Genomic DNA, 20684 nt, shown 5'->3' on the forward strand with positions numbered 1-20684 from the left:
ACGTCACGGAGCCCATGCGGAACGGGTGACCCGGCCCGCGGGGCATGTTCTAATAACGGATTGGCGCGTTCGCGGTAAGACGGATCGCCAAGGGAATTCGGACGGGACACCCCCGTCCCATACAGCAGGGCGGCGCCAACGCCACAAGCCGGAGCGCGCCAGGCAAACAACTTTGGAGAAGTAAGATGAATGACATGTCGCAAGACCTGCGTAACCAGACGCTCTCGCTGGTCAACGCGAACCACGCGAGCGCCGCTGCCACCGGACAGGTGGGCGCGCTGATCGGCGCGTGGCTCGGATCGCTCGATGACGAAGACCTGGCCGGCACCGCGCCCGCGAGCCTGGCCCCCGTGCTGTGGGAAGGCTTCTCGCAGCTGGCCCAGCGCACCGGCCCCGGCTGCCAGATCGCATCGATGGCTTACTCCGACGGCCGTGGCGGCAAGGCGACCGCCCTGCTGATCCTGAACGACGACATGCCTTATCTGGTCGACTCCTTCGTGATCGCCCTGCGCAAGGAGCGCCAGACCGCCGCCGGCGTAATGAACGCCGTGCTGCCGGTGCGACGCGACGCGAATGGCCAGGCGGTCGCGGTCGGCGAAGCCGGCGCGCCGCTGGAGTCGATCGTGCTGATCCTGATGAGCGACGAACTCGAATTCGGCGAACTGGACGCGCTGACCGCGCGCATCCGCATGGTCGCCAACGACGCCGCCGTGGTGCACCGCGACGCGCTGGCCATGGGCGACCGCCTGACCGCCGTAGCCGCCGCCGCTGCCGGCGCGAGCACCCCGGAAGGCCAGGAAGTGGCGGCCTTCCTCGAGTGGGCCAAGAACGAAGGCTTCGAGCCCTTCGGCTACGCCTACTACACCGTCAAGCCGGACGCGCGCGAACTCGAGCGCGACATCCCGAGCCGCATCGGCGTGCTGCAGGACACCGCGCATCCGGTCTACGGCACCTGCCTGGCCAACATCCCGGGCGACTTCGAGACCCTGTCGCGCCGCGCCGACACCCTGTCGATCGTCAAGGCCGACGTGGAAGGCACCCTGCACCGCGACCAGCCGCTGGACTTCATCGGCGTGCGCGACACCGATGCCCAGGGCAAGATCCTCGGCGAGCACTGCTTCATCGGCCTGTTCACCCGCGCCGCCACCCTGACCCCGCTGGCGCGCCTGCCGTTCGCACGTGGCCGCGTGGCCAAGGTGCTGTCGATCGCGGGCGTGCGCCAGGAAGGCTTCCGCGCCGAGAAATTCGTCGAGATCCTGGAATCCTTGCCGCGTACCGAAGCCCTGGAAGCCGAGCCGGAATGGCTGGCCCAGGTGTGCAGCTCGGTGGTCTCGCTGTACAAGCAGCCGCGCCCGAAAGTCTTCGCGCGCCGCGACGTCTACCGCCGCCACCTGAACGTGCTGGTCTACCTGCCGCGCGAGCGCTACAGCGCCGCCGTCGGCTCCAGCCTGGCCCAGGCCCTGCAGGACAGCTCGGGCGCCCGCGAGGTGCGCGTGCAGCCGCTGGTGGCCGACGGCCCGCTGGCCCGCGTCTACCTGATCGCCCACGCCGCGCGCTATCCGCTCGACCTGGAAACCGACATCCAGCAGCCGCTGCTGGCCGTCCTGGACGGCTGGCATGACCGCTTCGCCGCCCTGACCAACGGCATCGAGGACGGCGTCCAGCGCAGCACCCTGCGCAAGATGGGCGCCAACCTGCCGGTCAGCTTCGTTACCTCCACCGCACCCGAGATCGCCTTCCGCGACCTGCAGGCCGTGCTGAACAACGGCAAGCAGGACCGCGTCACCGTGCGCATCGAACCAGGCAGCGGCGAAGGCAAGGCCGCCGCCGACGCCTCGATCCGCATCTACTCGGGCGAGAACGTGCCTTCGCTGTCGCGCCTGCTGCCGGCGCTGCAGAACGCCGGCATCGCCGTCGACCGCGAGCAGACCTGGTCGTTCAAGACCGCCGACGGCGTGCGCCACAACGTCACCGCGCTGGCCGTGGACGACGAGAGCGGCGCCAAGCTGGTCAAGCCGGGCATCATGGAAGTGGCCGAGGAACTGTTCACCGCGCTGTTCAACAACGAAGCCGAAGACGGCCGCATGAACGGCCTGACCGTCGAAGGCGGCCTGTCGCTGCGCGAAGTGCAGCTGGTGCGCGCCTACATCAGCTACTGGCGCCAGCTGGGCTCCAAGTTCTCGGTGCGCTACATGGCCGAGACCCTGCGCACCCAGCCGGCCCTGGTGAAGGAATTCGTCACCGGTTTCCTGCTGCGCTTCGATCCGAAGCTGGGCGAAACCGAGCGCGCCGCGGGCACTGCCAAGCTGGCCGCGCTCAAGGCCGGCCTGTCGAGCGTGAACCACGCCGACACCGAGGAAATCATGGCCGCCCTGGTCGACCTGTGCATGGCGACCGTGCGCACCAATTACTTCCAGAACGACGGTGAAAAGATCATCTTCAAGGTCGACACCAGCAACCTGGCGCTGGCCCCGGAACCGCGTCCTTACCGCGAGATCTACGTGTTCTCGCGCCGCTTCGAAGGCGTGCACCTGCGCGGCGGCCCGGTCGCCCGCGGCGGCCTGCGCTGGTCGGACCGCATGGAAGACTACCGCACCGAAGTGCTGGGCCTGGTGAAGGCGCAGATGGTCAAGAACGCGGTCATCGTGCCGGCCGGCTCGAAGGGCGGCTTCGTGTGCAAGCAGATGCCGCAGGGCGCCCCGCGTGAAGTCGTGGCGGCCGAAGGCGAAGCAGTCTACCGCCTGTTCATCGCCAGCCTGCTGGAAGTGACCGACAACCGCGTGCGTGGCGCCATCGTCCCGCCAGAGAACACCGTGCGCTTCGACCAGGACGACCCGTACCTGGTGGTGGCGGCCGACAAGGGCACCGCGACCTTCTCCGACATCGCCAACAGCATCGCCGTGCAGCGCGGCTTCTGGCTGGGCGACGCCTTCGCGTCGGGCGGCTCGAACGGCTACGACCACAAGAAGATGGGCATCACCGCCAAGGGCGCGTTCGAAGCGGTCAAGCGCCACTTCTACGAACTGGGCCACGACATGAACACCACCCCGGTCACCGTGGTCGGCGTGGGCGACATGTCGGGCGACGTGTTCGGCAACGGCGTGCTGCTGTCGCGCCAGCTCAAGCTGCTGGCGGCCTTTGACCACCGCCACATCTTCCTGGATCCGACCCCGGACGTCGAAGTCTCGTTCAAGGAACGCGAGCGCATGTTCGCGCTGCCGCGCTCGTCGTGGGAAGACTACGACAAGAGCCTGATCTCGCAAGGCGGCGGCGTGTACCCGCGCTCGGCCCGTTCGATCGAACTTTCGCCTGAGATCCGTGCCGCGCTGAACATCGAAGAGACCGCGCTGGCGCCGGAAGAGCTGATGCACCGCATCCTGCTGGCCCCGGTCGACCTGTTCTACAACGGCGGCATCGGCACCTACATCAAGTCGTCGAGCGAAACCCATGCGCAAGTGAAGGACCGCGCCAACGACCGCATCCGCGTCAACGGCAACGAACTGCGCTGCAAGGTGGTGGCCGAAGGCGGCAACCTGGGCGCCACCCAGGCCGGCCGTATCGAGTTCGCGCTGGGCGGCGGCCGCATCTTCACCGATGCGATCGACAACTCGGCGGGCGTGGACTGCTCGGACCACGAAGTGAACATCAAGATCTGGCTGGACACCGAAGTCAACGCCGGCAAGCTGCCCGAAGCCGACCGTAACCGCGTCCTGAACGAGATGACCGGCGCCGTGGAAGACCTGGTCCTGCGCGACAACACGCTGCAGACCCACCTGCTGACCCGCGAGGCGCAGGCGCAGTCCAGCGCTTCGGTGGTGGACGGCTACGCCGCCCTGATCTCGAACCTGGAATCGGAAGGCGCCGTCAACCGCGACCTCGAGCAGCTGCCGAGCGACGCCGAGCTGCAACGCCGCAAGGCCCTGGGCCACGGCCTCACCGCGCCGGAACTGGCGGTCGTGGTCGCGAACGTCAAGAACCGCTTCAAGCGCACCCTGTCGGCGCTGGACCTGACCTCGGAAGCCTGGGCCGATTCGCTGCTGCGTCCTTACTTCCCGGCGCAGCTGGTTGCCACCCGCGATCCGCTCGATCACCCGCTGGCCAACGCCATCCTGGCGACCGTGCTGGCCAACGAAGCGGTCAACCGCTGCGGTCCGCTGATGCTGCGCGACCTGGCCGCGGAGCACCGCGTCGACGAAACCGAGGTCGTCAAGGCCTGGGCCCGCGCCTGGTCGGGACTGCACCTCGCGCCGGTGTTCGACGCTCTCGACGCCGATGCGCTGAACGTGCCGCGCGACGTCTCGATCTCGGTCGACAGCCGCACCCGCGGCCTGATGCGCGCCGTGATCGAAGGCGTGCTGTCGCTCCCAAGCGGCACCGACGGCATGTCGGAACTGTCGACCCTGTTTGGCCAGGCCGACCAGCTGCGCAGCCTGAGCCCGACCCGTTCGGAAGCCGACGGCCACACCGGCCTGCCGGCGCCGTTCACGGCGGCCTGGAAGGCGGTCGAGACCATCGAGTCGCTGGCGACCTTCCTGTTTGCGGCGGTCTCGGTGCAGCGTCCGGGCGGCATGAGCCTGGCGCAGTTCCTGCAGGTCGGCATGGCGCTGCGCCAGCAGGCCGGCATCGACACGCTGGAACGCGGCCTCAAGCTGCCGGCGCAGACCAAGTCGCAGGAACAGCTGCGCAACTACGCGCTGCAGTCGCTGCGCCGCGCCCAGCAGCGCCTGCTGCTGCAGGTGATCGAGCATGCGGGCAAGGGGGGCGACGCCCTGGCCGCCGTCGGCGAGGTCACCCGCCAGCACGGCCTGACGGGCTACGCCCAGGCGGTCGACCTGGAACAGGCGATGCTGGACGTATGGGCGCTGTCGGAAGGCTCGAACCCCGAGCGCCTGGCGGCCTGACGCGATGAGCGCAGCAGGCATTCCTGCGCTGCCGGAAGCGGTGCGCGCCCTGGCCGAAGCGGACTTCGGCCCGGTTGCGCAGCGTTTCTCGGAAGCGGGTTTCCAGGTTGGCTTGCCGGCGCCCGGCATCCTCACGGTCAAGGGGGCCGCGCCTGATGCGGCCCGCCCCTGCGTGCTGGTGTCGGTCGGCGTGCATGGCGACGAAACCGGGCCGATCGAGATGACGGCCTACGTCATCGAAGCGCTGTCGCGCGCGCCGCGCGAGCTGGCGGTGGACCTGATGCTGTGCGTCGGGAACATCGACGCGATCGCGGCCGGCAAGCGCTTCATCGACGCGGACCTGAACCGCATGTTCCGCGCCGAGCGCGGCTCGCTGGCCGGAACCGCGGAAGCGGCGCGGGCCGATGTCCTGATCGCCGCCACCGACGCCTTCTTCGAAGGCGCCGGGCCGCGGCGCTGGCACCTGGACCTGCACACCGCGATCCGTCCCTCGCACTATCCGATGTTCGCGATCGTGCCCGAGCTCATCGCCGAGGGTCCGCGCAACACGCTGGTCAAGTGGCTGGGCGAGGCCGGGATCGAGGCCGTCATCATGAACCCGAAGTCGGCCGGGACCTACAGCTACTACAGCGCCGAGCACCACGGCGCGGCCGGCACCACGGTCGAGCTGGGGCGGGTGGGCACGCTGGGGAGGAACGACCTGTCGCAATTCGCCGACTCTTCGGCGGCGCTGGCACGCCTGCTGCGCGGGCAGCCTGCCGCCGGGGCAGGGCGCGCACCGCTGGTGTTCAAGCAGGTGCAGGAAGTGCTCAAGCTGTCCGACCAGTTCAGCATGAAGGTCGGGCGCGAAACCTGGAATTTCACCGCGCTCAAGAAGGGCGAGGTGATCGCGCAGGATGGCGATACCTTCTACACGGTGAAGCATGACGAGGAGCTGGTCGTGTTTCCCAATCCGGACGTGCGCGTGGGATTGCGCGCCGGGTTGATGGTGGTGAAGGTGGACTGACCGAAGCAGCAGCGCGCATTCATCCTCAAGCATAAAACAACGTCATCCCGGCGCAGGCCGGGATCCAAGTCCGACGCATAGCCACTAGTTCAAAGCGAAGTGGTTGTTCACGCAAACTTGGATCCCGGCCTTCGCCGGGATGACGTTGTTTTGGGATGCGGGCTAAACTAGGGCCTTTGCCCCGGAGCCACCATGAGCAAGCTGTTCTCCCCCACCGCACTCGGCCCCCTGCAGCTCTCCAACCGCATCGCCATCGCGCCGATGTGCCAGTACTCCGCCATCGAGGGCATCGCCACCGACTGGCACATGATCCATCTCGGCAACCTCGCCTTGTCCGGCGCCGCGCTGCTCATCCTCGAAGCCACCGCCGTCGTGCCCGAAGGGCGCATCTCGCCCGACGACCTGGGCCTGTGGTCCGACGCCCACGCCGAGGCCCTCGATCCGATCGTGCGCGCCATCCGCCGCCATTCCCCGATCAAGCTGGCGATCCAGCTGGCCCATGCCGGGCGCAAGGCCTCGAGCCAGGCGCCCTGGGAAGGCGGCGCCAACATCCCGCCCGACCAGCCGCGCGGCTGGCAGACCGTGGCCCCGTCCAGCGTCCCCCATGCGCAGGGCGAGCCCGCGCCGCTCGCACTGGACCAGCAAGGCCTGGCCCGCATCCGCGACGGCTTCGTGGCCGCCGCCCGCCGTGCCCATGCCCTGGGCCTGGACGCCATCGAACTGCACGGCGCCCACGGCTACCTGCTGCACCAATTTCTGTCGCCGCTGTCGAACCTGCGCGAGGACGCCTATGGCGGCGCACTGGAGAACCGGATGCGCTTCCCGCTCGAGGTCTTCGACGCCGTGCGCGCCGCCGTGCCGCGCGAGATGGCGGTGGGCATGCGCATTTCGGCCACCGACTGGGTGGAGGGCGGCTGGGAGATCGAGCAGAGCGTGCGCTTCGCCCAGGAGCTGAATAGCCGCGGCTGCGACTTCATCCACGTCTCCACCGGCGGCCTGTCGCCGGCGCAGCAGATCGCGCTGGGCCCGGGCTACCAGGTCGCCTATGCGGAACGCATCAAGCGCGAGACCGGCATGCCCACCATCGGCGTCGGCCTGATTACGGAGCCCGAGCACGCCGAGCAGATCCTGCAGGACGGGGAGGCCGACGTCATCGGCCTGGCGCGCGCCATGCTGTACGACCCGCGCTGGCCCTGGCATGCGGCGGCCAGGCTGGGCGACCAGGTGTTCGCGCCGCCGCAGTACTGGCGTTCGCAGCCGCGCGAGCACAAGGCGCTGTTCGGCGACACGCGCCTGGGCCAGCGCTAGCCGCCCACGCTCCGCGGACATGGGCGGACCGCAGTTCATGCCCCATTTCTTGCAGCCTGTCGCACGCAGGCTGCGGCGAGGCAGGTGGGTTGCTAGAGTGGCATGGTTGGCGCTTTGCGCCCGTCGAACGACAACCATACCCTCAAAGGATAGCCATGCGTAAGCTTCTTGCCCTTGCCGCACTTGCCACCCTCGGTGGCTGCGCCATCATCGTCACCCCGAACGAGGGGGCGCATGTCCAGACCATGTGGAGCAAGGGCGTCGAGAACGGCAACGGCATCGCCGCGCGCGACCAGCGCGCCGTCCCGGCGCTCCCTGGCCTGGACGTGGGCGGCTCGCTCCCGGTCGAGGTGCGGGTCGGCCCGTCCGCCTCGCTGGTGGTGGAAGCGGACAGCAACCTGCTGCCCCTGATCCGCACCGAGCCGAACGGCCATACCCTGCGCATCTGGACCGAGGAAGACGTGCGCAGCAAGACCCCGATCCGCATCGTCTACACCACGCCGCGCCTGAGCGAAGTGCGCGCCTCGGGCTCGAGCCGGGTCGACGTGAGCGAGCTGAATGGCGCGCCGCTGGACGTGCGCAAGAGCGGGTCGGGCGAGGTGCGCCTGGCGGGGAGGGTGGAAAGCCTGAACGCGCGCGCCAGCGGTTCCGGCGTCATCGACGCCGCGCAGCTGCACAGCGCCAGCGCCGACCTCGACCTGTCGGGTTCGGGCCGCATGACGGTGGGCGACGTGCACGGCGACTATGCGCGCGTGAACGTGAGCGGTTCGGGACGGCTGGAGGCAAGTGGTGCGGTGCGCTCGCTGAATGCGCGCGTAAGCGGTTCGGCCAGCGTCGACCTGGCGGGCCTGAGCACGCAGGACGCCGACCTGGGAACCAGCGGTTCGGGCGGCATCCGCGCCACGGTGAAGCAGTCGCTGATCGCCCGCACCAGCGGCTCGGGCGGGATCCGCGTGTATGGCCAGCCGGCCCAGCGCAGCCTCAGTGGGGACAGGATTCACCTGCTCGATTGAAGCCGGTTCGCGCCGGATGATCTTACGGCGAACTATCACCGCGTGGACGGCAAAGCCGTCCACCCTACGATGCTACAAAAGTCGTAGCGTGGACGGGTCCCCCGTCCACGCGTTCAAGCAGCGTGTGAATGGCGGGATGTTTACAGCAGGTTGTCCAGCAGATCCGGACCAAACACTTCGCGGTGCAGGCGCGCAGCCGGGGCGCCGGCCGCCAGCAGCGCATTCCACTGCGCCTGCATGAAGGGCAGCGGGCCGCACAGGTAGACGTCGGTCTCGCCCTTCGGCCAGGACGGCAGGCGGGCCAGTTCCATCTTGCCCGGCAGCGCGTCGCCGATGGCGCCATCTTCGTAGAAGGTCACCACGTGCAGGTAGGGCATGCGCGCCTTGGCGGCGGCGATGTCGGCCTGGTGCGCATGGTGCGCGGCGTTGCGGGCTGCGTGCGCGAAGATCACGCGGCGCTCCGGATTGACCTGGGCGATGCGGTTCAGGGTCGCGATCATCGGGGTGATGCCCACGCCCGCCGACAGCAGCACCACCGGCTCGTTCGATTCGGTATCCGGCTGGAAGTCGCCGAACGGATGGCTCACGTTCAGTACGTCGCCCACTTTCACGTTCTGGTGCAGCCAGGTCGACACCGCGCCGGCCGGCACGTCCGCCTGGGCGTCTTCGCGCTTGACCGAGATGCGCAGGCTGTCCTTGCCGTTCGCATCGGACAGACTGTACTGGCGCAGCTGGCGGTGGCCGTCGGCGAACACCACTTCCACGCTCACGTACTGGCCGGCCTTGAACGGGGGCAGGGCGCCGCCGTCTGCCGGCGCCAGGCGCAGGGCGGTCACGTTGTCGCTTTCACGCACCAGTTCGATCACGCGCATGGCGCGCAGCTCGCCCGGCTGGACGCCGGCGTCCGCATACATCTTGGCTTCGGCATCGATCAGCAGGCGCGCCAGCGAGCCGTAGGCTTCTTCCCAGGCCTTCAGCAGGGGTTCGGTGGCGGCGTCGCCCAGCACGGTCTTGATCGCGCCCAGCAGGTGGAAACCGACGATCGGGTAATGGTCGGCGCGGATGCCCACGGCCGCGTGCTTGTGCACGATGCGGCTGACCACCGGGCCCAGGGCGCCGGCGTTGTCGATGTTGGCCGCGTAGGCGAACACCGCCGAGGCCAGGGATTGCTGCTGCACGCCGCTTGCCTGGTTGCCCATGTTGAACAGGTTGGTCAGTTCCGGGTGCGCCGCAAACATGCTGGCGTAGAAGGTGCGGGTGATGGTCAGGCCATGCTCGCGCAGGACGGGAACGGACGCGTCGATGTAGGGACGGGAAGCAGCGGAGATCATGATTTTTCCTTATTGATGCATTAACAATGCATATTTATGTTTCAAAAAAATGCGCCTTGAATACGGGCGGCAACAATCAGACGGGACAATTCTAACAAAGATGCACTTCTAGTGCATCATTTGGGAAAACAATTTTATTGTGGCGTTGCAGTTACCCCTATAATCGCTGCTTTTACCCCCGCGGCTGCCGAGCCGCTCTCACCGCCTCAACCGAGCACCGAAGGACAAGCCGTGAATCTGACCCTGGGCCAAAAGCTGATCCGTACCAAACCGGCAGGACGCCATCACGAGGAGGGCCACAGCGCCGCCGACGTGGGCCTGCAGCGCTCCTTGGGGCTGTTCCCCCTGACGATGATCGGCGTCGGCGCCACCATCGGCACCGGCATCTTCTTCACCATGGTGGAAGCGGTGCCCAAGGCCGGTCCGGCGGTGGTGCTGTCCTTCCTGATCGCGGCCATCACGGCCGGCCTGACCGCGCTGTGCTACGCCGAACTGGCGGGCCGGGTGCCGGCCGCCGGCTCCTCCTATTCCTTCGCCTACGCCACGGTGGGCGAATTCGCCGCCTTCGTGGTCGCGGCCTGCCTGCTGCTCGAATACGGCCTGGCGGCCAGCGCCACGGCGATCGGCTGGTCTGATTACCTGAACAACTTCCTGCAGAACGCGATCGGCTGGCAGATTCCGCCGGAACTGCGCTCGCCGATGTTCGTGTCGGACCATAACAACATCCACTTCAACCCGGGCCACATCAACCTGCCGCCGGTGCTGCTGGTGATCATGTGCTGCATCCTGCTGGTGCGCGGCACCAAGGAATCGGCCACCACCAACGCCATCATGGTGCTGGTGAAGCTGGCGATCCTGGTGTTCTTCTCGGTGATCGCCTTCAGCGGCTTCAACGCCGAGAACTTCCAGCCTTTCTTCAATACCGACAACAGCAAGGGCTTTGCCGGCATGGCCGGCGTGACCGCCGCCGCCGGCACCGTGTTCTTCTCCTTCATCGGCCTGGACACCATCGCCACCGCCGGCGAGGAAGTGCGCGACCCGCGCCGCAACGTCCCGATTGGCATCCTGGCCGCGCTCCTGATCGTCACCGCCTTCTACCTGATGGTGGCCTTCGCCGCCATGGGCGCCCAGCCGGCCCACATGTTCGAGGGCCAGCAGGCCGGCCTGTCGGTGATCCTGCAGAACGTCACCGGCCAGTCCTGGCCGGCGCTGGTGCTGTCGGCCGGCGCGGTGGTGTCGGTGTTCTCGGTGACCCTGGTGACGATCTACGGCCAGACCCGCATCCTGTACGCCATCAGCCGCGACGGCCTGATCCCGAAGACCTTCCAGAAGGTGAGCCCGCGCACCCAGGCGCCCGTCAGCAATACCGTGATCGTCTCGATCGCGGTCGGCCTGGTGGCCGGCCTGGTCGATTCCACCTTCCTGTGGGACATGGTGAGCATGGGGACCCTGACCGCCTTCATCGTGGTGTCGATTGCGGTGCCCGTCATCCGCGCCAAGCAGGGCGACGCCCAGCCGACCGACGGTTCGCGCAAGGGCTTCCGCGTGCCTTTCGGTCCTTACCTGATTCCGGGCCTGTCGATCTTCGCCTGCCTGTACATCATGAAGGACTTGTCCGCCACCACCTTCCGCGTGTTCGCGATCTGGATGGCGGTGGCGGTCGCCACCTACTTCCTGTACAGCGTGCGCCACAGCCGCCTGAACAAGGGACATTAAGCAGGAAAGAGCAGCACCGATGCAGAAGTTCGAATCGCGGCGCGACCGCTTCGCCCTGTTCGACCGCATGGACAGCCCGGCGGTCAACATCTGCTTCACCCTGGAGCTGCCCGACTTGCGCCCCTGGTGCAAGGAGCAGGGCCTGGCGCCCTTCCACGTGCTGCTGTGCGCGGTGCTGCGGTCGATCCTGAAGGTCGACAACTTCCGCTACCGCGTCCTCGATGGCGAGGTGTTCCGCGTCGAGCGCCTGAGGCCCTCGTTCACGGTCATCAACCAGAACAACGACCTGAATTTCGCCCAGTTCGAATGGACCGACGACCTGCGCGAATGGGTGGCGCGCGGCGTCGCGGCGCGTGCGCAAGCCAGCGCCATGACGGAACTGAACGAGAAGTACCGCACCATGACGCCGCGCGAAGCCAAGGAGCAGGTCTTCATCACCTGCATTCCCTGGCTCGACTTCACCTCGATCCAGCACCCGACCGCCGATCTCGGCTCGCCCGACATTCCCGCGCTGGCCTGGGGGCGCTTTCGCGACGCCCCGAACGGCCGCGTGCAGCTGCCCTTCGCCGTCCAGGCCCACCACGGCTTCGTCGACGGCTTCCACATCCACCAGCTGGCCCAGGCCATCGCGGCGGAAATCGAGGGCTTCATGCGGAGCCCGGACGCCACCGCTTGACCCTTGAATCCTGCAGCCTGTCGCAATCCGGGCTGCCTGCCTGAATCCCCTTGCTAGGATGGCCCGATCGTCGATACGGAGGGCCTATGTGGAAATGCATATTCGCGGTAGCCGTCCTGGCTGCTGCTGCCGGCGCGCAGGCGCAGCCGCGCGAGCTGAGCGCGCAGCAATGGCATGAAGACCTGCGCGTGCTGGCCGAGAGCATGCCGGCGCGCCACCGCAATCTCTACCACACGATGACGCGCGAGCAGTTCGCCGCCGCCGTCGCCGGCCTGGATGCGCGCATCGACAGCCTGCCGCGCCACAAGATCATCGTCGAGATGGCGCGTATCGCCGCCATGGTCGGCGACGGCCATACCAACCTGGCGCCGACGCGCGATCCGAACATTGGCTTCCACGCCTTCCCGCTGGCGCTCTACTTCTTCGAGGACGGCCTGTACGTGCGCGCGGCGGCGCAGCAGCACCGCGACCTGGTCGGCGCCAGGGTGGTCGGCATCGGCCCGCTGTCGACCGCGCAGGCCTACGCGGCGGTGCGCGAGATCGTCGGCCGCGACAACGAGCAGAACGCGCTGTTCTTCGCGCCCCATTTGCTGGTGATGCCGGAAGTGCTGGACGCGCTGGGCATGGGCGACGGCCCGCAGCGGGCGCGCTTCGTGCTGGAACAGGACGGCAAGCGCCGCACCGTGGAGCTGGACGAGGCCCCGCCGGCCGACATGATGCCGCCCGATACCGACCTGAGTTTCATGCCGCGTCCCGGCTGGGTCGATGCGCGCAGCGCCACGCCGCCATGGCTGCAGGACGCTCGCAGCAAGTTCCGCCTGGCGCCGCTCGACGGCGGCAAGATCCTGTACGTGCAGCTCAACCAGGTCGGCGACGAGAAGAACGAGACGCTGGCCCGGTTCGCGCGCCGCATCGAAGCGGAGGCGGCGCGGCGCAAGACGGCCAGGATCGTGCTCGACCTGCGCCTGAACCGCGGCGGTAACGGCGGCCTGGTGCCGCCCCTGGTCGCGAGCCTGATCCGCGCCACGCCGCCGGAGGCGAAGGATCGCCTGTTCGCCATCGTCGGCCGCTCGACCTTCTCGGCCGCGCAATTCCTCACCAACGACCTGGAACGCTATACCGACGCGGTGCTGGTGGGCGAGCCGACCGGCGGCAAGGCTAACTCCTATGGCGACTCGCGCAAGATCACGCTGCCGCACAGCGGCATTACAGTGCGGGTTTCCACCATCTGGTGGCAGGAGGATGAGCGCGACCGGCGCGAATGGTCGGCGCCGGCCCTGTCGGCGGGGCTCAGCTTCGACGACTACCGCAAGGGCGTCGATCCGGCGCTGGCCGCGATCCGCTCCTACCGCCCGGCGCCGCCGCTGGCCGGCATCCTGGCGCGGGCGGACAGCCCGGGCGCGGTGCGTCAAGCCTACGCGGACTGGCGCGCACAGGCCCTCAACCGCCATGCGGATGCGCAGATGGCCTTCTACGAGGCGGGCCACGCGCTGCTCAGGCAGGGCAAGCCGGATGCCGCGCTGGCGGTATTCGAACTGTGGACCACGGGCCATCCGAACGCCGGCTGGGGCCATGAAGGGCAGGGCGCCGCCTGGCTGGCCAAGGGCGAGCGCGAACGCGCCATCGCGGCCTACCGGCGCGCGCTGCAGCTGGAACCGAGTTCGGGCGCGTCCGCCGACGCGCTCGCGAAGCTGCAGGCGCGCTGATATTTACTTTACCAGCGGCCGCACGTATTCCAGCAGGCTGACCAAGGTCTTGCCCGGCTCTTCCCACGGCATCATGTGGGCCGAGCGCTCGAACCACACGGCCTGCTTGGACGGCGCCTTGACCTGCTTCAGCCAGGCCTCGGTGGGCGCGGTCGGCGTAGTGTAGTCGTGGCGTCCCAGGAACATCACCACCGGGATCGGAAAACTCGTCACCTTGGAATAATCGACCTGGACGAATTCCGGCAGCAGCCGGCCCAGGGTCAGGATGCTGCCCTGGTCGATCGCCTTGACCTGTTCGGCATTGTAGTCGGGCGACAGCAGGGGCCCCTTGAAGAAGTAGTCGGACTGGCTGCGGAAGGCGCTCAGGCCGCCGTAGTGCTGGGGCCATTTGCGGGCCAGCACGATGCGCTCGCGCGTGATCGGCTGCTCGCCCGGATAGGGCGCGATCGACTCCAGCTCGCGCAGGGCCTCGGCATTCTTGTGCAGCTTCGCCTGTTCCAGCGCGTACTCGAAGCTGATGCGCTCGTTCTCGCGGGTCCTGATCACCTGGCCGATGCCGACATAGGCGTGGAACAGGTCGGGCCGCTTGAGCGAGGCCGCCATCGACGGGATCGTGCCCCAGCTGTGCGCCATCAGGACCAGCTTGCGCTTGCCGTAGCGCTGGCGCAGGTGTTCCGCCACCTCGATCAGGTCGTCGGTGTAGCGCTCGATGCGGATGGTGTCGCCCACGATCTTCGGATCGGTCTCGCCATAGCTCTTGCCGGCGCCGCGCTGGTCGTAGTTGGCGACCGTGAAGTATTCCTCGATCGGACGCTGGAACTGCCACATGGTCGGCGTGATCGGCGAGGCCGGGCCGCCGTGCACGAACAGGATGATGGGATTGGCGCGGTCCTGGCCGCGCACGCTGATCCACTGCTCGACGCCGCCGATGTTCGCCTTGTACGAGTCCTGCACGCCGGTGGGCGCGACGATGCGCTGCAGGTCCTCGACCGCCAGGCGCGCCCTGGCGTAGGTTTTCGCGCCGCCTTCTTGGGCTGATACCGCGACACTCAGCAGCAGCCAGGCCGCCGGCAACCACATCTTTTTGCTCCTCATCGGTTCATCTCCTCCAAATACACACAGGATGCTGCGCTTCGCTGAGGCTGACAAGCGTTTCATGCTTTCCGCTCACCCTGATGCATTATTAATATCGCCTGCCCGCTAGTTCCGAAACATGCGGCGCCGCGTTTTTAATGGCATTATTTGCATTGACCCATCCTTTTCTCATTTAATTTTTCTTTTTATTCGACGCGCATTGATTTACTAATATTGTCAGGTGAGAATCCAATGCCATTAATTAGTGGCTATTCATTTTTTGATAATTAAATGCAAGTATTGACGTTTGAGGAAATTTCGATGGTGTCCGGCGGCGACCGCGACGATGCGACCGTGGCCGGTGGTATTGCCGGCGGTACGGCAGGCTGGCATGCATTCGCACGCGGCGGTGCGCTAGGTATGCGTCTTGGCGTGGCCGCCGGTCCTGTCGGCATGGCAGGCGGCATCATTCTTGGCGCTGGCGCCGCCTTCCTGATCTACAAGATCTCGGCATAAGCGGATTTTGTTGTTGCCACGCCTCTTGCAGGCGTGGTGCTTACCGGAGATATCCTCGGTCCAGCTCGCACGAATACTCCCCGCGAGCAATAAAATTTCGGCTAGGCACGGATATATTGATGTCATTTTTATCCAAGCTTGAGAGCAAGCCGCCTATTTGAATTTTTATTGAAATGGCATAAAGAGACTTCTATTCGTCACCACTGTTCAATATCGGTTCGAATTCATTGCGGCGGCTTGTTTGCCGTCATTCGTTAGATGCCGTTATTCGATGCGATCGGCATTTCCGACTGCAGGCATCTCTGCTAGACTTTCACCCACGAAACGAGAGACTTTCACGAGAGAGCTTTTCCATGGCATCCCATTGCCCGGCCCCGAGCCGCAGAGCCGGTTCTTACTGGTTTTTCATCCTGATTGCCCTTGCACTCGTGGTGTCGCCGCTCATGCTGGACAAGCGCATCACGGTGTCGCCGATCTTGCTGTTTGGCGCGGCATGTGTGTCGACCGTAGCGAATCACCTGATCCCAGCATCCGGTGGGAAGGACCAGGATGGACTGTACTCGCGCGCGTTTTACTTGCGCCTCGCCGTTTCCATCGCGGCGGTCTTCCTGCTGCTGGCCATCGACCGGATCGCCCTTGCTGTCCCGGCCTGACTTATCGCAAATGCCTGGCCGGACGGCCGCGCCATGAAAAAAGCCACGCGGCCTTGGCGGCGGCGTGGCTTTCGGAGAAGCGAACTGCGATTATAGCGCGTTCATTTCCTTCAGCAGGTTGTCGGCCTTGTCGACGTGCTGCATGTTCCACAGGATGTAGCGGATGTCGACCTGGATGTCGCGGGTCATGGCCTTGTTGAAGTCCCAGTCCGAGATGATCGAATCCAGGGTGCCGTCGAAGGCCAGGCCGATCAGCTCGGCCTTGGAGTTCAGCGCGGCCGAACCCGAGTTGCCGCCGGTGATGTCCAGGGTGGCCAGGTAGTTGACCGGCACGGTCTTCAGCTTCGGATCGACGTACTTGCCGAAGTCCTTCTTGCGGATCGCTTCCAGCTGGGCCGCCGGGGCGTTGAACTCGCCTTCGCCGGTGTGCTTGGCGACCACGCCGTTGACGTTGGTGAAGGCGGTCCAGCCGGTGGTGCCGTCGGCGCCGACCGCGCGGCCGGCGATCTTGCCGAAGGTGGCGCGCAGGGTGCCGTTGGCGTCCGGGTAGACGGCCTGGCCGCGGCTAGACATGTAGGCGATCTTGGCCTTCATGTAGTTGCCGTAGGCTTGCTGGATCTTGCCGGCCAGTTCCTCGTCCTTGGCCTCATCCTTCATGCCGGCGTCGTACATCGCGACGGCGGCCTTGATGAAGCTGTCGTTCGAAGCCTGGAATTCCTGCGGCGATTTCTTCAGCCAGGCCAGGCGCTCTTCCTTGTCGGCCAGCTTGGAGCCCGCGTAGATGCGGTCCAGGGCGGCCTTCAGCTCGGCCTCGCCCATGCCCGGCTTGATGCCGAGGGCGGCGTCGAAGGCGGCGTCATGCTCGGCCGCCGGCTGCGCGTTGTACTTGGTGAGGAAGTTCAGCACCAGGGCCTTGTCGACCTTTTCGTCGTAGGTGCGGTCCTGGCCGGTGATGACCGAGGTCAGGCGCGGCATGTCGCGTTCCTGGTAGCCGGCCTTGCGCTCGGCGTCCGGCTTGGTGCGCTCGTTGGCCAGGCGGTACAGGGCGCGCGCCGAGCTCAGGAACTTCGGCTGGGCGTAGGTCAGGAAGAAGCTTTTCCGGGTTCCGGCGTCGCGTTCGGCGATCAGCTTCTCGGCCGCGTCGATGTCCGCGGCGTATTGCGCCTTGCGGGCCGGGTTCGCGTTGACCCAGGCTTTCAGGGCGTTGTGCTCGGCGGTCTTGCGCTGCAGGAAGTCGCTGTTCTGGTAGGAAGTCAGCATCCCCTTGCGGTTCTTGTAGTAGTTGTTGACGCTGGCGACCTGGCCGGCGTACTTGAGCTTGGCGGCCGGATCGTTCTTGGTCTCGCGCTCGATGATCGCCAGGGTCTCGCCCGAGGCCTGGACGAAGGCCGGGTAGTTCCAGTCGAAGGTGAAGGCCACTTCCGACGGCAGGCGGTGACGGTTGGTGCGGCCCGGGTAGCCGAGGACCATGACGAAGTCGCCTTCCTTCGAGCCTTCCTTGGCGATCTTCAGGTGGTGCTTCGGCTGGTAGGGCACGTTGTCCTTGGAGAACTCGGCGGCCTTGCCGTCCTTGCTCACGTAGGCGCGGTAGAAGCCGTAGTCGCCAGTGTGGCGCGGCCACATCCAGTTGTCGGTGTCGCCGCCGAACTTGCCCACGCCCGAAGGCGGCGCGTGCACCAGGCGCACGTCGCGGATCTCGAGCTGCTTCAGGCGGTAGAACTCCAGGCCGCCGTAGTAGCTGGCGACGGTGCAGCGGTAGCCGGCGTCTTTTTCGCACTCGGCCTGCAGCTGCTTCTGGTTCTTCTCGATGGCGTCGAGGCGCGCCTTGCCGTTCAGCTTGGCGACTTCCGGGGTGATGACCCGGTCGCTGACGTTGGCCACTTCCTCGGTCACGTAGACGCGGCTGCCCGGCGCGGCCGGCAGTTCCTCACCCAGGGTCTTGGCCAGGAAGCCGTTCGCCAGCAGGTCGCGTTCCGGGGTCGAGTTGACCGCCACGCTGTTGTACACGCAGTGGTGGTTGGTCACGACCAGGCCTTGCGGCGACACGAACGAAGCCGAGCAGCCGCCCAGGCTCACGATGGCGCCCATCGGGAATTCGGTCAGCTTGGTCAGGGTGGACGGGTCCAGCTTGAGGCCGGCGGCTTTCAATTGCTTGGCTACTTGTGGCAGCTGCTGCGGCATCCACATGCCTTCGTCCGCGTGCGCGGCGAAGCTGCTCAGGATGGCGAGCGAGAGGAGGGTTTTTTTCATTCGCGTCGATCTAGTGTGGGTAAGAAACATGGTCTCCGTGGAGCACCCAAGAGTATCTGTATGTCAGAACAGAACGTCAACCAGTATTTCGACGCGTTAATCCGATGTTTTCTAGCGGAAGCCCTCCAATCTTTACAGCTGCTTGCCGATCAGCGACACTGCCCAGGTGGCCACCCGCTGGTACCAGGGCCGCTTGGCGAACTTGTGCTGCGACACCGGGGTGGCGCGCACCCAGTCGGCTTCGAAGATCTCGATGTGGCGGCGCGCGAACTCCTCGTCCATCACGTTCAGGTTGGCTTCGTCGTTGATGCTGAAGGAGCGGTTGTCGAAGTTGGTCGAGCCGACCGAGACCAGGAGCGAATCCACGACCAGCGACTTCACATGGAACATGGTCGGGTCGTATTCCGAAATCTGCACCCCCGCCGCCAGCAGTTCGGGCCAGCGCTCGCGCGAGGCGGCCTTCACCAGGTCGGAGTCGATGATCTTGCCCGGCGTAATCAAGCGCACGCGCACGCCGCGCTTGGCGGCCGCGATCAGGGTGCGGATGGTGAGGTCGTCCGGCACGAAGTAGGCGGCCGACAGGTCGATGGTCTTGCGCGCGGCCGTGATCGCCATCAGGTACATCAGGTGCATCGATTCGCTGCCGCCGGTGGGCGAGCTGGAGAACATCTGGGCCGGCATGCCGCCTTTCGGCTCCAGCGCGGGGAAGTATTCGGGGCCGTCCAGCACCATGCCGGTGGCCTTGACCCAGTTATCGATGAACACCGCCTGGATCTGGCCGACCGCCGGGCCTTCGACGCGGTAATGGTTGTCGCGCCAGTGTTCCTTGTCTTCGGCATTGCCGCGCCACTGGTCGGCGATGCCGACACCGCCCGTGAAGCCGATCTTGCCGTCGATCACGAGCAATTTGCGGTGGGTGCGGTTGTTCAGGCGCGCCAGCTTCCACCACACGGGCTTGTGGTAGCGCTGGACGTTGACGCCGGCGTCCTTCATTTCCTGCAGCAGCGAATCTTCCATCTTGATGCTGCCCATGAAGTCGAGCATCAGGTGGACCTTGACGCCGGCGCGCGCTCGCTCGGCCAGGGCGTCGGAGAATTCGCGTCCGATCTCTTCCGACCAGTAGATATAGGTTTCGAAGGTGATGGTTTCCTTGGCCGAGCGGATCGCCTCCAGCATGGCCGGGAAAATCTGGTCGCCATTGACCAGGACCTCGACCTTGTTGCCTTCGAGGATAGGAGGACCCAGCAGCACGCCGAGCGAGCGGCGGAACTGCGGGTCGTGCGTATCGTACTGGCGCGTCAGCTGGCGCTCGATCTGCTTTTCGCTCGGCATGAAGTTCAGCGCGAGGAAACCGACGATCAGCGTCACGACGCACGTAATAAGTGCTGTCCAGAACATTTTTGAGCTCATCTGTCGAACCGCAGGGACAAAAAAACCAACGCACGGGGCGTTGGTTTATAAGGGGCTACTCACTGTTATTAGCGTACACGGCCGCGGCGCAGCAGATTCACGATGGCCAGCAGGATCACGGCGCCCAGGAACGAAACCAGGAGCGACGAGACACTGAAGTCATCTGAATTGATGGTGCCGGAACCAAACAGCGGGGAAAGCAGCCAGCCGCCCAGGAAGGCGCCGACGATGCCGACCACGACATTGAGAATCATGCCTTGTTCAGCGTCGGTCTTCATGACCATGCTGGCGAGCCAGCCCAAGATACCACCGACAACGATCCAGATAATGAATAACATGTTGATTCCTCCTCGTAGTGGAAAAACATACCCCAGGCCAAATTTTTTGCCGTGGCCATGGAAAAAAGTCTAGTGACCCCTCCCCATCAGGTCGGTGCGGCAACGAACGTTAGATACCGAAATTGCGCGGCTGTTCGGCCCCGCTTAAAAACTCGGAAGCTGGGTGCGTCAGCGAACAGAAGAGGCAAAGGTCGAGGCATAAGGTTTCAGGACTAGCAACACGAATCTGGAATACATCTTTGCAACGCTTCAGCACCACCACCTAGAAAGGGATTTTCCATGAGCAGCTACGATACGACCAAACAGAACTCGAATTCGCGCATGGTGACCGGCCTGTTCCCGGACCGTGCCAGCGCCGAGCGCGCCTATGGCTCGATCTCCGACCGCGGCTATGGCCGCGACGACGTCAACCTCCTGATGTCGGACACCACCCGCAAGACCCACTTCAGCGATACCGATACCGAACTGGGCAGCAAAGCCGCCGAAGGCGCCGGCATCGGCGCAGGCATCGGCGGCACCATCGGCGCCGTGCTGGCAGGTATTGCCGCCGTCGGCACCACCCTGGTCCTGCCCGGCCTGGGCGTGGTCGTGGCCGGTCCGCTGGCGGCGGCCCTGGCCGGCGCGGGCGCGGGCGGCATCACCGGCGGCCTGATCGGCGCGCTGATCGGCGCCGGCATTCCGGAAGAACGCGCCAAGCACTATGAAGAAGGCATCAAGAGCGGCGGCATCGTGATGGGCGTGCATACCCGTTCGGACGAAGACGCGGCCCACTTCGAGCGTTCGTTC

General features: G+C 66.0%; 14 protein-coding genes and 1 pseudogene. 10 read left to right on the top strand and 5 right to left on the bottom strand.

Going from position 1 to position 20684, the window contains the following annotated elements; translation table 11 throughout:
- Window positions 1-185 precede the first annotated feature (185 nt).
- The 4 genes from KBW98_RS09955 to KBW98_RS09970 all read left to right on the top strand — a co-directional run bounded on the left by KBW98_RS09955 (window position 186) and on the right by KBW98_RS09970 (window position 8228).
- A complete protein-coding gene (locus tag KBW98_RS09955; protein ID WP_211519973.1) occupies window positions 186-4901 on the top strand; it encodes an NAD-glutamate dehydrogenase domain-containing protein in 4716 nt (1571 codons plus the stop codon).
- Between the two features lie 4 nt (window positions 4902-4905).
- Window positions 4906-5907, top strand: a complete 1002-nt coding sequence (locus tag KBW98_RS09960) for a succinylglutamate desuccinylase (protein ID WP_211519974.1) — start codon at window positions 4906-4908, stop codon at window positions 5905-5907.
- Between the two features lie 192 nt (window positions 5908-6099).
- The gene (locus KBW98_RS09965; RefSeq protein WP_211519975.1) at window positions 6100-7215 is read left to right on the top strand and encodes an NADH:flavin oxidoreductase/NADH oxidase; all 1116 of its coding nucleotides are present in this window, start codon (window positions 6100-6102) and stop codon (window positions 7213-7215) included.
- Window positions 7216-7370: 155 nt separating this feature from the next.
- Window positions 7371-8228 (top strand): head GIN domain-containing protein, encoded by an 858-nt coding sequence (locus KBW98_RS09970; RefSeq protein WP_211519976.1) that lies wholly within the window; start codon window positions 7371-7373, stop codon window positions 8226-8228.
- 140 nt (window positions 8229-8368) lie between these two features.
- On the opposite strand, the gene KBW98_RS09975 is transcribed toward KBW98_RS09970, so the two are convergent.
- Window positions 8369-9559 carry a globin domain-containing protein gene (locus KBW98_RS09975; RefSeq protein ID WP_211519977.1) on the bottom strand — a complete coding sequence of 397 codons (1191 nt, stop codon included), beginning with the start codon at window positions 9557-9559 and terminating at the stop codon, window positions 8369-8371.
- A 231-nt stretch (window positions 9560-9790) separates the two neighbouring features.
- Here KBW98_RS09975 and KBW98_RS09980 point away from each other — a divergent pair, with 231 nt between their 5' ends.
- The 3 genes from KBW98_RS09980 to KBW98_RS09990 all read left to right on the top strand — a co-directional run bounded on the left by KBW98_RS09980 (window position 9791) and on the right by KBW98_RS09990 (window position 13657).
- Window positions 9791-11275 carry an amino acid permease gene (locus tag KBW98_RS09980; protein WP_211519978.1) on the top strand — a complete coding sequence of 495 codons (1485 nt, stop codon included), beginning with the start codon at window positions 9791-9793 and terminating at the stop codon, window positions 11273-11275.
- 19 nt (window positions 11276-11294) lie between these two features.
- Window positions 11295-11951 carry a CatA-like O-acetyltransferase gene (locus KBW98_RS09985; protein WP_211519979.1) on the top strand — a complete coding sequence of 219 codons (657 nt, stop codon included), beginning with the start codon at window positions 11295-11297 and terminating at the stop codon, window positions 11949-11951.
- A gap of 86 nt (window positions 11952-12037) precedes the next feature.
- On the top strand, window positions 12038-13657 hold the full coding sequence (locus KBW98_RS09990; protein ID WP_211519980.1) for a S41 family peptidase: 1620 nt from the start codon (window positions 12038-12040) through the stop codon (window positions 13655-13657).
- A gap of 3 nt (window positions 13658-13660) precedes the next feature.
- Here KBW98_RS09990 and KBW98_RS09995 read toward each other — a convergent pair whose 3' ends face one another.
- Complete coding sequence (locus KBW98_RS09995) at window positions 13661-14752, bottom strand: alpha/beta fold hydrolase (RefSeq protein WP_211519981.1); 1092 nt, start codon at window positions 14750-14752, stop codon at window positions 13661-13663.
- A gap of 270 nt (window positions 14753-15022) precedes the next feature.
- On the opposite strand from KBW98_RS09995, the gene KBW98_RS10000 reads away from it, so the two are divergent.
- Both KBW98_RS10000 and KBW98_RS10005 read left to right on the top strand, forming a co-directional pair.
- The gene (locus tag KBW98_RS10000) at window positions 15023-15247 is read left to right on the top strand and encodes a hypothetical protein (protein ID WP_211519982.1); all 225 of its coding nucleotides are present in this window, start codon (window positions 15023-15025) and stop codon (window positions 15245-15247) included.
- Between the two features lie 353 nt (window positions 15248-15600).
- Entirely contained in the window at window positions 15601-15900 is a 300-nt protein-coding gene (locus KBW98_RS10005) for a hypothetical protein (protein ID WP_211519983.1), read from the top strand.
- Window positions 15901-15990: 90 nt separating this feature from the next.
- On the opposite strand, the gene KBW98_RS10010 is transcribed toward KBW98_RS10005, so the two are convergent.
- The 3 genes from KBW98_RS10010 to KBW98_RS10020 form a co-directional block, all read right to left on the bottom strand.
- Window positions 15991-18150, bottom strand: coding sequence for a S46 family peptidase (locus KBW98_RS10010; RefSeq protein WP_211519984.1), 2160 nt, complete (start codon window positions 18148-18150; stop codon window positions 15991-15993).
- Window positions 18151-18282: 132 nt separating this feature from the next.
- Entirely contained in the window at window positions 18283-19548 is a 1266-nt protein-coding gene (cls, locus tag KBW98_RS10015) for a cardiolipin synthase (protein WP_211519985.1), read from the bottom strand.
- Window positions 19549-19628: 80 nt separating this feature from the next.
- The gene (locus KBW98_RS10020) at window positions 19629-19898 is read right to left on the bottom strand and encodes a GlsB/YeaQ/YmgE family stress response membrane protein (protein ID WP_020656446.1); all 270 of its coding nucleotides are present in this window, start codon (window positions 19896-19898) and stop codon (window positions 19629-19631) included.
- 279 nt (window positions 19899-20177) lie between these two features.
- Here KBW98_RS10020 and KBW98_RS10025 point away from each other — a divergent pair.
- Window positions 20178-20684 (top strand): annotated as a pseudogene (locus KBW98_RS10025) (hypothetical protein); the annotation flags it as partial.

The organism is Massilia sp. ST3 (genome assembly GCF_018119405.1).
In the GTDB taxonomy this organism is placed as follows: Bacteria; Pseudomonadota; Gammaproteobacteria; order Burkholderiales; family Burkholderiaceae_D; genus Telluria.

What these genes read in the sequence shown, in the direction of transcription:
- KBW98_RS09955 (WP_211519973.1), top strand. Translation starts at nt 186, where the DNA reads ATGAATGACATGTCGCAAGACCTGCGTAACCAGACGCTCTCGCTGGTC.
- KBW98_RS09960 (WP_211519974.1), top strand. Translation starts at nt 4,906, where the DNA reads ATGAGCGCAGCAGGCATTCCTGCGCTGCCGGAAGCGGTGCGCGCCCTG.
- KBW98_RS09965 (WP_211519975.1), top strand. Translation starts at nt 6,100, where the DNA reads ATGAGCAAGCTGTTCTCCCCCACCGCACTCGGCCCCCTGCAGCTCTCC.
- KBW98_RS09970 (WP_211519976.1), top strand. Translation starts at nt 7,371, where the DNA reads ATGCGTAAGCTTCTTGCCCTTGCCGCACTTGCCACCCTCGGTGGCTGC.
- KBW98_RS09975 (WP_211519977.1), bottom strand. Translation starts at nt 9,559, where the DNA reads ATGATCTCCGCTGCTTCCCGTCCCTACATCGACGCGTCCGTTCCCGTC.
- KBW98_RS09985 (WP_211519979.1), top strand. Translation starts at nt 11,295, where the DNA reads ATGCAGAAGTTCGAATCGCGGCGCGACCGCTTCGCCCTGTTCGACCGC.
- KBW98_RS09990 (WP_211519980.1), top strand. Translation starts at nt 12,038, where the DNA reads ATGTGGAAATGCATATTCGCGGTAGCCGTCCTGGCTGCTGCTGCCGGC.
- KBW98_RS09995 (WP_211519981.1), bottom strand. Translation starts at nt 14,752, where the DNA reads ATGAGGAGCAAAAAGATGTGGTTGCCGGCGGCCTGGCTGCTGCTGAGT.
- KBW98_RS10000 (WP_211519982.1), top strand. Translation starts at nt 15,023, where the DNA reads ATGCAAGTATTGACGTTTGAGGAAATTTCGATGGTGTCCGGCGGCGAC.
- KBW98_RS10005 (WP_211519983.1), top strand. Translation starts at nt 15,601, where the DNA reads ATGGCATCCCATTGCCCGGCCCCGAGCCGCAGAGCCGGTTCTTACTGG.
- KBW98_RS10010 (WP_211519984.1), bottom strand. Translation starts at nt 18,150, where the DNA reads ATGAAAAAAACCCTCCTCTCGCTCGCCATCCTGAGCAGCTTCGCCGCG.
- cls (WP_211519985.1), bottom strand. Translation starts at nt 19,548, where the DNA reads ATGTTCTGGACAGCACTTATTACGTGCGTCGTGACGCTGATCGTCGGT.
- KBW98_RS10020 (WP_020656446.1), bottom strand. Translation starts at nt 19,898, where the DNA reads ATGTTATTCATTATCTGGATCGTTGTCGGTGGTATCTTGGGCTGGCTC.